Annotated in this window: 13 protein-coding genes; 7 read left to right on the top strand and 6 right to left on the bottom strand. The window is 63.2% G+C overall.

The genetic code is table 11. The features are described from left to right. Window positions 1–83 precede the first annotated feature (83 nt). Window positions 84–974, bottom strand: a complete 891-nt coding sequence (locus tag AC0L2A_RS32955; RefSeq protein ID WP_473612372.1) for an SDR family oxidoreductase — start codon at window positions 972–974, stop codon at window positions 84–86. Window positions 975–1,110: 136 nt separating this feature from the next. On the opposite strand from AC0L2A_RS32955, the gene AC0L2A_RS32950 reads away from it, so the two are divergent. Both AC0L2A_RS32950 and AC0L2A_RS32945 read left to right on the top strand, forming a co-directional pair. After that, window positions 1,111–1,521, top strand: coding sequence for a winged helix-turn-helix transcriptional regulator (locus tag AC0L2A_RS32950; RefSeq protein ID WP_287071492.1), 411 nt, complete (start codon window positions 1,111–1,113; stop codon window positions 1,519–1,521). An 80-nt stretch (window positions 1,522–1,601) separates the two neighbouring features. Continuing rightward, window positions 1,602–2,840, top strand: coding sequence for an FAD-dependent oxidoreductase (locus AC0L2A_RS32945; RefSeq protein ID WP_473612371.1), 1,239 nt, complete (start codon window positions 1,602–1,604; stop codon window positions 2,838–2,840). On the opposite strand, the gene AC0L2A_RS32940 is transcribed toward AC0L2A_RS32945, so the two are convergent. Beyond that, on the bottom strand, window positions 2,803–3,564 hold the full coding sequence (locus AC0L2A_RS32940; RefSeq protein ID WP_473612370.1) for a glutathione S-transferase family protein: 762 nt from the start codon (window positions 3,562–3,564) through the stop codon (window positions 2,803–2,805). The genes AC0L2A_RS32945 and AC0L2A_RS32940 overlap by 38 nt on opposite strands. A gap of 98 nt (window positions 3,565–3,662) precedes the next feature. On the opposite strand from AC0L2A_RS32940, the gene AC0L2A_RS32935 reads away from it, so the two are divergent. After that, window positions 3,663–4,115 (top strand): MarR family winged helix-turn-helix transcriptional regulator, encoded by a 453-nt coding sequence (locus tag AC0L2A_RS32935; RefSeq protein ID WP_091594267.1) that lies wholly within the window; start codon window positions 3,663–3,665, stop codon window positions 4,113–4,115. Between the two features lie 36 nt (window positions 4,116–4,151). Here the strand turns inward: AC0L2A_RS32935 and AC0L2A_RS32930 are convergent, their stop codons facing one another. Then, window positions 4,152–4,580, bottom strand: a complete 429-nt coding sequence (locus AC0L2A_RS32930) for an anthrone oxygenase family protein (RefSeq protein WP_473612368.1) — start codon at window positions 4,578–4,580, stop codon at window positions 4,152–4,154. A gap of 136 nt (window positions 4,581–4,716) precedes the next feature. Between AC0L2A_RS32930 and AC0L2A_RS32925 the strand changes: the two genes are divergently transcribed. Both AC0L2A_RS32925 and ilvC read left to right on the top strand, forming a co-directional pair. After that, the gene (locus AC0L2A_RS32925) at window positions 4,717–5,367 is read left to right on the top strand and encodes a TetR/AcrR family transcriptional regulator (RefSeq protein ID WP_473612375.1); all 651 of its coding nucleotides are present in this window, start codon (window positions 4,717–4,719) and stop codon (window positions 5,365–5,367) included. Window positions 5,368–5,505: 138 nt separating this feature from the next. Further along, complete coding sequence (gene ilvC / locus AC0L2A_RS32920; protein ID WP_473612367.1) at window positions 5,506–6,525, top strand: ketol-acid reductoisomerase; 1,020 nt, start codon at window positions 5,506–5,508, stop codon at window positions 6,523–6,525. A gap of 110 nt (window positions 6,526–6,635) precedes the next feature. Here the strand turns inward: ilvC and AC0L2A_RS32915 are convergent, their stop codons facing one another. Both AC0L2A_RS32915 and AC0L2A_RS32910 read right to left on the bottom strand, forming a co-directional pair. Further along, window positions 6,636–6,920 carry a PilZ domain-containing protein gene (locus AC0L2A_RS32915; protein WP_091594275.1) on the bottom strand — a complete coding sequence of 95 codons (285 nt, stop codon included), beginning with the start codon at window positions 6,918–6,920 and terminating at the stop codon, window positions 6,636–6,638. A 160-nt stretch (window positions 6,921–7,080) separates the two neighbouring features. Continuing rightward, the gene (locus AC0L2A_RS32910) at window positions 7,081–7,647 is read right to left on the bottom strand and encodes a BA14K family protein (protein ID WP_473612365.1); all 567 of its coding nucleotides are present in this window, start codon (window positions 7,645–7,647) and stop codon (window positions 7,081–7,083) included. 159 nt (window positions 7,648–7,806) lie between these two features. Here AC0L2A_RS32910 and AC0L2A_RS32905 point away from each other — a divergent pair, with 159 nt between their 5' ends. Both AC0L2A_RS32905 and AC0L2A_RS32900 read left to right on the top strand, forming a co-directional pair. Beyond that, window positions 7,807–8,919 carry an endonuclease/exonuclease/phosphatase family protein gene (locus AC0L2A_RS32905; protein ID WP_473612364.1) on the top strand — a complete coding sequence of 371 codons (1,113 nt, stop codon included), beginning with the start codon at window positions 7,807–7,809 and terminating at the stop codon, window positions 8,917–8,919. Window positions 8,920–8,931: 12 nt separating this feature from the next. Beyond that, window positions 8,932–9,648, top strand: a complete 717-nt coding sequence (locus AC0L2A_RS32900; protein ID WP_473612363.1) for a hypothetical protein — start codon at window positions 8,932–8,934, stop codon at window positions 9,646–9,648. 32 nt (window positions 9,649–9,680) lie between these two features. Here the strand turns inward: AC0L2A_RS32900 and AC0L2A_RS32895 are convergent, their stop codons facing one another. Then, a complete protein-coding gene (locus AC0L2A_RS32895) occupies window positions 9,681–9,923 on the bottom strand; it encodes a hypothetical protein (protein WP_473612361.1) in 243 nt (80 codons plus the stop codon). Between the last annotated feature and the right edge of the window lie 51 nt (window positions 9,924–9,974).

Genomic DNA, 9,974 nt, shown 5'->3' with positions numbered 1-9,974 from the left:
CCCCCCTTGTGGGGGAGATGTCCGGCAGGACAGAGGGGGGCGCTGTCCCGCCGGCTTCGGAAGTCCGGCACTCTATTCCGACTTCAGCCGGCCAGCGCTGCCTTGTTCGCTTCAAGAAACTGCTTCAGCGATTGCGGCTTCCTGCCCGACAGTGTCTCGATCGCGTCGGTCACCATGCCGATGCGGCCGGAGCGCGTGTTGGTGTCGAAGGACGTGACGATTGGGGCAAAGCCCTCGGGAACGCCGGCAGCCTTCAGGCCCTCGGTCAATGCTTCGTCCGAAAGCTGGACGACCTCGATCGGCTTGCCGGTGACGTCGGTCACCAGGGCCGCGATCTCGGCGACGGTATGGGCCTGCGGACCGGTCAGCGTGTATGTCGTGCTTTCGGTGGCGCCTGAGGCAAGACCGGCAGCGATCGCCGCGGCCATGTCGTCGCGAGCGCCATGGGCGATGCGGCCGTCGGCCGCGGATGTATACCAGTGTCCCGAGGCAATGGCGTGCGGCAGCGACATGAACAGGTTCTCCTGATACCAGCCGTTGCGGAAAATCGTGTAGGGGATGCCGCTCGCCTTGATCGCCTGCTCGGTCCCGTAATGATCGCCCGCAAACAGCACCGGCGATCCCGGCTCAGGATTGGGCATCGAGGTGTAGAGCAGATGCGAAACGCCGGCCTGCCTCGCGGCTGCGACGGCATTCTCATGCTGCTTGAGCCGCTTGCCCCGAAGATCGAGCTCGCCGGTCGAGATGATCAGGACCCGGCCGGCGCCCTTGAATGCTTCGACAAGCGACGCGGTGTCATCGAAATCGGCTTGCCTGATGATGACGCCGCGCGCTGCCAGCTCGGCGAGGTTTTCCGGATTGCGGGTGGCGGCGATGATCCGTGCGGGCGGAACCTTGAGCGTGTCCAGCAGATGATCGACGACGCCGCGGCCAAGCTGGCCGGAGGCGCCGGTGACGAGAAGGGTATCGGTCATGGGAAGTCCTGTCGTTGCGCCGGAGCGGCGGGTGCTTATATAAGTCTCAAAAAGAGACCAGCACTAAAATAGGAATTGACCGACCCTCGTAAAGAAGGCAGTTTTGCGGGAGGTAGGCAGGCGCAGGGAACCAGCGATGGACAGCAAGGTCGTCAGTCTGAAGTCGAAGCTCGAGATTTACAAAGCGTGCAGCGGCGGCGGCAACATTGCCGACTGTCCGGTGCGCGACGTGATCCAGGGCATCAGCAACAAATGGAGTTCGCTGCTGATGATGGCGCTGGCCGAGAAGCCGTACCGGTTCGGCGAATTGCGGCGGCTGGTGCCCGACATTTCCCAGCGCATGCTCACCCAGACGCTGCACGATTTGCAGCGCGACGGTTATGTCCATCGCGAGGTCTTCCCGACCAAGCCGCCGAGCGTCGAATACAGTCTGACCGATCTCGGACGCTCGATGTTCGGGCCCCTGCATCAGCTGCTCCAATGGGCCGAGCTCAATCATGGCGCAGTGCGCGCTGCGCGGAACGCTTTCGACGCCGCCGAGACCTAACTATCGATACCAGGAGCGACGGCTTGATTTGCCGATAGCGCTGAAGGATTGTCCGGCCTGGGCGAGACGATTCGGCGGCAATGGGCAATTCTCTGGACATCGCGATTGCCGGCGCCGGCCCGGCCGGGCTGGCCGCGGCGCTCTATCTGAAGCGTGCCGGGCATCGGGTCACCATCTTTGAGCGCTTCGACGAGCCAAAGCCGGTCGGGTCCGGGCTGATCCTGCAGCCGACCGGGCTGACGGTGCTTGCCGATCTTGGTGTGCTCGACGACATCCTGGCGCTGGGCAGCCGCATCGACCGCCTGCATGGCGCCGATGCGAAAACCGGCCGCACCGTGCTCGACGCCCGCTATGCTGCGCAGCGCCGCAGTCGTTTCGGGCTGGCGGTGCACCGCGCGGCCTTGTTCGGCGTGCTTTTCGGCGCCGTCCGGCGCGAGGCGATCGCCATCGAAACCGGCGTCGAGCTCGAGACGCTGGAAACCGGCGAACGGGCAACGCTGATCTGCGGCAACGGGCGAAGGATGGGGCCGTTCGATCTGGTCGTCGATGCCAGCGGTTCGCGCTCCAAATTGCGACAGCGCGTAGGGAATTCGGGGGCGCCGCGGCCGCTCGCCTATGGCGCGTTCTGGGCGTCGCTCGGCTGGCGCGGCGACGGTTTCGACGAACACGCGCTGCTGCAGCGCGACGACAGAGCGAGCGTGATGATCGGCGTGCTGCCGATCGGCAGGCCGGAACCGGATGCCGAGAAGATGGCGGCATTCTTCTGGAGCCTGAAGCCGGCGGATGCAGAGCAGGTCAGGGCGACAGGCCTCGACGCCTGGAAGGCGAGGCTGGTTCGGCTGTGGCCCGAATGCGAGGCGTTCACGCGCCAGATCGACAGTTTCGATCAGCTTTCGCTGGCGCGTTACGGCCATCACACGCTCAAGGTGCCGGCCGGACGGCGATGGGCGATCATCGGCGATGCGGCACATTCGACCAGCCCGCAGCTCGGGCAAGGTGCGAACATGGCGCTGCTCGACGCGGCGGCGCTCAACTATGCGCTCATAGGAACGGATCGTGTCGATACTGCGCTGGAGGTCTATGTCCGGGCGCGGCGATGGCATGTCCGGGTCTTTCAGGCGCTGTCGCTGATGCTGACGCCGTTCTACCAGTCGGATTCGACCGTGATGCCGTTCGTCCGCGACAGGCTGGTGGCGTCGGTGGCAAGAATCCCGCCGGCGCCAAACATCCTTGCCTCGATGGTGGCTGGAACCGTGGTCGATCCGTTCAGGCGGATCGGTATCAAGGAAGCGCAGTGGCCGCCTCGCTGCGGCGGATGAGTTTCGAAAGGTGCGAACCCTTCGCTTGCAGGAATGCATGAAGGCGCTGTGGATAGTCCGGGGTGACGGCGTCCTTCACCGACTTGCGTTCGTGCAATCGCTTTCGCCAGGCCTCGACACGCGGCTTTCCGCTCAGGATGCCGAACGCGCCGATTCGATCGAAGGCGTCGAAATAGCGGAAGACTGGCCCATAGACTGCATCGACCATTGAAAAGCGCTCGCCAGCAAACCATGGCCCAGCCCGGCCAGCCGCCAGTTCTATTTCGAGACGATCGAACATTGCCGACAGAGCTTCGTTTTCGGCAAGGAAGGCGGCCTCGGTCGGTGCGGAATAGAACCGACCAATGGCGTTGAGGATGGCCGAGCCGAACTCGATCCAGGCGCGATGCCGGGCGCGGGCCAGCGGGTCGGCAGGGTGCAGTGGGTTGGCCAGCGTTTCCTCGAGAAATTCGAGGATGACCGCCGATTCGAAGATCACGGTTTCCTCGCCATTCTGCGGCACGCGCAGCAGCGGTACCTTGCCGAGCGGCGATATCGCCTTGAACCAGGCCGGTTTTTTGGCGAGATCGATGGTGAGGCGTTCGAACGGCACGTCCTTTTCGCAGAGCGAGATCGCCGCGCGCTGCACATAGGGACAAAGGTGGTGGCTGACGAGAACGAGCTTGTCGGTCACCAGGCCGCCCGTTTCCGGAATGTCGACGATCTCGCAGATTTCATGTTTCATGGCAGTGCCTTCCGATATAAATGCAGTTGCATCTATATAGATGCATTTGCATCCATTGGCAAGCTTGATGCAATTGCATCTATCGCCTATGCTGCATCATGACGGAGAATCCTTCGCCGGCGGCCATCAAGGCCTGGGCGCGCCTGATGCGCGTTTCGCGCCAGCTGCTGGAACGAGCCGAAGACGCGCTGAAGGACGCCGGCTTGCCGCCGCTTGCCTGGTACGACGTGCTGCATGAGCTTGCCGAAGCCGGCGAGGGCGGCTTGCGGCCGTTCCAGCTGATCGAGCGCACCCTGTTTGCGCAGTACAACGTCTCGCGGCTGCTGGCGCGGCTCGAAGCGGACGGGCTGGTCGAGAAGCTCAGGGTTGCCGATGACGGTCGCGGACAGACGGTCCGCATCACCGGCAAGGGGCGCGAGATGCGCCGCCGGATGTGGGCCGTCTACGGGCGATCGATCGCCGAGCTGGTCGGCGCCAGGCTCTCAAATAATGACCTGGAAACCTTGTCGGCTCTGCTCGGGCGGCTGCGTCATCCGGCGATGCCAGAGTGATGTGGTCCCGCTGGCGCTGACGGTCGATTGCAGCCGTCAGGCACTGCCCCAGAGGAATGCCAGTGCCGCCAGCACGCCAAGCATGACGCGAACCAGATGCAGATTGCCCCATTTGACAATCAACGCCCGCGCCTGCGGATTGGAGGCGGCCGCGTCCATCGCCGCCAGCAACCGGTTTGTCGGCATCATTGCGACCAGCGTCCATGGCCATGGCAGGATGATCAGCACCGCCCCGATGAGATAGCCGAGACTGCCGGTTAGCCACCAGGCAACGACACCAAGAACACAGGCGACGACGGCGATCGACGCCTGCATGGCGGCGCCGCGTTTGTAGGAAGGCTGCCATTCCTGCAGCAGTGCACGGTCGTCGAGGCGAAGCCGCGCCGGTTGCTCGGCAACGCTGATATAGATGGCGGCGCCCGCGAAAGCGGCGGCAACAGTCAATGCAAGCAGGCCGACGAGCATTTTTCTCTCCGCGATAAGGCGGTCAAAAAGCGGAGATAGGGCTTGCCCCGGGTCCGACAATACGTCATAGAGATGCCGAACCGTAACGTACGGTACGGCCCTGGCCGCCGCCGTTATCGAGCAGGAAAAGAGTTTGTTGCAGGCAAGCGTCGACATCGACACCAGCGAAGCGCTGACCGAGCGGCAGAAAGCCGTGCTCGACGCCGCACTTCGCCTGCTGGTCGAGGAGGGCGATCAGTTGACCATGACCGCGGTGGCGCGGCGGGCAAGCTGTTCCAAGGAAACGCTCTACAAATGGTTCGGCGATCGCGACGGGCTGTTGACGGCAATTGTTCAATGGCAGGCCTCCAAGGTGCGGGTGGTGCCGGTCGGCGGCAAGGGGTTTACCCTTGCTTCGCTGACGGTGAGCCTCGCACGCTTCGCTTCGGACTGGCTCAAGGTGATTTCGAGCGACACATCGATCGCGCTGAACCGCGTCGCCATTGGCCGTGCTGGCTCGGGCAATGACGATCTTGGCGCCATCGTGCTGGAGAACGGGCGTTTCGCGCTGGCCCGGCGCCTGAAGCCGGTGCTGGAGGCCGGTCGGCAGGCCGGGCTTCTCGAGTTCTCGGATGCCGAAGCGGCATTCCGCACCTTTTTCGGGCTGGTCGCCCGCGACGTGCAGATCCGCCTGCTGCTCGGCGACCGGCTAAAATTGACTGATGCGGCGATTGGCGGCGATGCCGTCCGGGCGACGCAGCAGTTTCTCGCTCTTCACGGAGCAAAAACCGGGCCGCAAGGCCTCTAGAGCCGGATGATTTCAGGTCAAGTCGACCTGAACTCTGAATCCGGCTCTAAATCAAAGAGATAGAGCATGATGTCGTCCGAAAACCGCTTCACACTTTTCGGCATCATGCTCTGAATTCAAAAACGGGAAGGAAGAAAAATGCGTGTCTATTACGATCGCGACGCCGATCTCAACCTGATCAAGGGCAAAAAGGTCGCCATCATCGGCTATGGCAGCCAGGGCCGGGCGCATGCGCTCAATCTCAAGGATTCTGGCGTTGGGGAAATCGCCATCGGCCTCAAGGCCGGCTCGGCGACCGCCCAAAAAGTCGAGGCCGACGGGCTCAAGGTGATGAGCGTGGCGGAAGCCGCCAAATGGGTCGACCTGATGATGATGGCGACGCCGGACGAGCTGCAGGCCGATATCTACAAATCCGAAATCGCGCCGAACATCCGCGATGGCGCGGCGATCGCCTTTGCCCACGGCCTCAACGTGCACTTTGGCCTGATCGAGCCGAAGGCCTCGGTCGACGTCGTCATGATCGCGCCGAAGGGGCCTGGCCACACGGTGCGCGGCGAATACCAGAAGGGCGGCGGCGTGCCGTGCCTGGTCGCGGTCAACCAGGATGCTTCGGGCAATGCACTTGATCTCGCCCTGTCCTATGCCTGCGGCGTCGGCGGCGGCCGTTCGGGCATCATCGAGACCAATTTCCGCGAGGAATGCGAAACCGATCTGTTCGGCGAGCAGGTTGTCCTGTGCGGCGGCCTGGTCGAGCTGATCCGCGCCGGTTTCGAGACGCTGGTGGAAGCCGGCTACGCGCCGGAAATGGCCTATTTCGAGTGCCTGCACGAGGTCAAGCTGATCGTCGACCTGATCTACGAAGGCGGCATCGCCAACATGAACTACTCGATCTCGAACACCGCCGAATGGGGCGAATATGTTTCGGGCCCGCGCATCATCACCGCCGAGACCAAGGCCGAGATGAAGCGCGTGCTGAAGGATATCCAGACCGGCAAGTTCACCTCGGAATGGATGCAGGAGTATCGCGCCGGCATGTCGCGCTTCAAGGGCATCCGCCGCAACAACGACAGCCATCAGATCGAGGAAGTCGGCGCCAAGCTGCGCGCGATGATGCCGTGGATTTCCAAGAACAAGCTGGTCGACAAGGCCAAGAACTGATCGAAATCCGCAATTTTGTCATTGCACAGGAAAAACCGGCGGAGCGCTCCGCCGGTTTTTTTACATGAAGGCCGTGTGGTTGGCTGGTTGGACAATGCCGCTCAGGGGATCTAGCCGTAGTGCCAGTGGGGCTTTGGCTCGGTGCCGGTGAACATCACGCCGATGCGGTTCTCGCGGCGCCAGCGGACCACTGCCTTGTAGGCGATGCCGTCGGTCGGCACATAGAGCAGGAACTCGTCGGGCACGCGAGCGTCGATCGAGACCATCAATTCGGCGCCGCCGTCATGCATGTTGCGCACCGTGCACGTGACCTCGGAATTGGTGATGCCGGTCAGGATCGTCGCGCCCTTGAAGACGCGCTGCCTGCGTTTGTCCCTGTTTTCGTCTTCAGCCATCGCGCATAATCCCTGGTGCGATCGGCAGGATAATTAGGCCCGCCTGATAAACATAGCGTTATCGTCGCGAAAAGGACGCAAAGGACTTCAGAAGAAGGGTGGGTCAGATGAAAACGGCGCCGCGCGGCGCGGCGCCGTTGGAGTTCATCAGTCGCACCACTCAGCTATAGGGCGACCAGCACTGCTGGCGCGGACCGCCATAGGGCTGGAACGTGTTGTCCCAGGCGCGATAGGACCGATAGCGGTCGTAGCACCAGCGGACATGGGCGCTGGAAAGCCGTTCCGTGCGATACTGACGCCGAGGCGGGTAGTAGCGCGGCTCATAATAGCTCGGCCCACTATAGTAGTTGTAGGCGGGCAGCCCGAGACCCAGGCCGAAATAGATCGCGGAATCATTGAAGTGACGGCGGTGATGACGACGGTGGCGCCAGCGCCGGTCGTCGTGATCACGCCATCTCCAGGCTTCGTCGCGACCGCGCCATCTCCGATCATTGCCACCGCGCCACTCCCGGCCGCCGTGCCGATTGCGCCAGCGCCATTCGCTCCGCCTGTCGTTGCCGCCGGCCCAGCTTTCGCGGACAGGCACAATCTCGGGGGCGATGGCGTTGGCCGGCATCGGCAGCACGGGTTTGGCAATCGGCCCGGCGAACGCGGAGGCCGACAGGCCGGCCATCAGACCCAGAGCCAGCAGCCCGGATCTGACAGAAAAAGAAAAGAGCGGGTTCATTGCACTCTCCAAGAGATCTCAGGCCCCACGCCCGGCGATGAAGAATGTCATTCATGCAGCTTGGCGCCTGAACGGAGGATGAACGGAAAGGTTTCGTCAACCATCGCGGGCAGGGCGGGCCCTTGTTTTCGGCCGCGCTTGTGGGCAAAGGTCACCGCCATGTCGCTGCGCCTCGCCACCTTCAATGTCGAAAACCTGATGAACAGGTTTGATTTTTCCGGATACCGCAACCAGCTCAACGAGGATCGCACGCTGGCGCTCTTCGACATCCAGAGCGAGGCCGAATACAAGATGCTGGAGCAGGCGCGGGCGATCGCGCAATCCGACGATACGCGGCAGCTGACGGCATTGGCCATCGCGGCCACCCGCGCCGACATCATCTGCATGCAGGAGGTCGACAATATCGAGGCGCTGAAGGCTTTCGAACACGGCTATCTATTCAGGATGGTCGGGCATGGCTACCGCCAGAAATACACCACCGCGGGCAATGATTCGCGCGGCATCGACGTCGCCGTGATGATGCGCAACGAGACCGCGCAGGGCCTGCCGATCGAATTCGTGCGCATGACAAGCCACGCCTATGTCACGTTCGAGCAGTTCGGCCTGCACACGCCGGAGCTGGCAGCGTTCGGGCATCAGGCCAACCAGCGCATCTTCCGGCGCGACTGCCTGGAAATCGACCTGACCGTCGGTGGCGTGCCGCTGACGCTCTATCTGGTGCATTTCAAGTCGATGGGCGCGCCCCGCAACGGTCTCGACGGGCGGCAGGCGACGATGCCGCTGCGCATCGCCGAGGCGCAAGCGGTGCGCCGGATCATCGAGGAGCGTTTCGGTGGGGATCACGCCGCCGACAAATACTGGGCGATCTGCGGCGACATGAACGACTATCGGCAGCGCGTGAAGATCTCCGGCGACGCCTTTGACGGCTACCGCTTCGAGGTGATCGATGAGAGCCAGTCCTGCCTCAACGTGCTCACCGCCGGCGGCTTTTGCGAGAATGCGGTCGAACGGCGCCCGGAAATGGACCGTTGGACCTTGTACCATACGCGCGGGCCGCAGGAGCGGCATCTGTGTCAGCTCGACTACATCCTGTTGTCGAAGGCACTGGCAGCCAGGAACGCGACCGCCGTTCCCGACATCATCCGCAACGGCCAGCCCTGGCGCACGATCTTTCCGGCAGGCCAGGAGGTGGACCGGTTTCCGCGTTGCGGCTGGGACCGGCCGAAGGCGTCGGACCACTGCCCTGTGGCGATCACCCTTGAAATGACCTGAGGATCGTTTTCGTTGAGCTTCGACCTGCCGCGCAACATCATCCTGCCGGTCGACGCCGTCGACGTCAGGCTCGACCCCGGCCCGCATCCGTTCGAACGCGACAATGCGCAAGCGATCGCCGAGAATTGGCGGCGCGAGACCGCAGCCAACCCGGCGCTGTTCGACGGCACCGTGGTGCTGCTTTCGGCGCTCCGCTATCGCGACAGCAGCCTCGTCGGCCGCTGCCATGCGGTGCGCTACTCGACCTTCATGCTTTGGCGCGGCAATCGCCAGGTGGCGGGGGCCGAGCACGCCTATGCCCATGCCATGCTGGTCGCCGGCGACAATGCGCTGGTGGCGATCCGCATGGCGTCGCACACCGTCAATGCCGGTCGCGTCTACTTCGCCGCCGGCTCGTTCGAGCCAACCGATTTCCGCGACGGCCTTGTCGATGTCGACTTCAACATGATCCGCGAGGTGCGGGAAGAAACCGGCCTCGACCTTGCCGGCGCGGCGCGCGGCAGGCGCTACTATGCCCTGTCGACGGCAACCGGCACGGTGATCTTTCGCCGCTATCGCGAGACTGCATCCGCCGACGAGATCGCGCAGCGCATCAGCGCCTTTGTCGCCACCGAGGCAGAGCCGGAGATCGACGGGCCCGTCGTCATCCGCAGTGCCGATGACCTGCCGGACGGGCTGATGCCGCACATGAAGCCACTGATCGAGTGGCATTTTGCCGACAAGGGATAGTTTGCCGACTGGCGATATTTGCCGACAGGGGGTTAATGACGCATCTTGTTTTCGATGGTTTTGCGGTCGTTGCGGGCGGCGACGAAAAACAGCATGACGCCGATACCCAGCAGCGCACCCATCGCCGTTCCCATCGTCTGACCGACAACCTGCTGGAAATCGGCGGTGACATGATCGGGGTTGGCCATGCCATAGCCGGCCAAGTACCACCAAAGCCCCGCCAATGCGGCCTCGATGATCACCGTCACCAAAGCCACTCGCTCTTTCTTGCTCATCCCACTATCCCCCATATCCCCAACGCGATTGCTAGCACCGCGGGCTGTTCC

It is taken from the genome of Mesorhizobium sp. WSM4844 (assembly GCF_055811775.1).
Note: the sequence above shows the minus strand (reverse complement) of the source record. Positions and strands in the feature narration are given on the sequence as shown.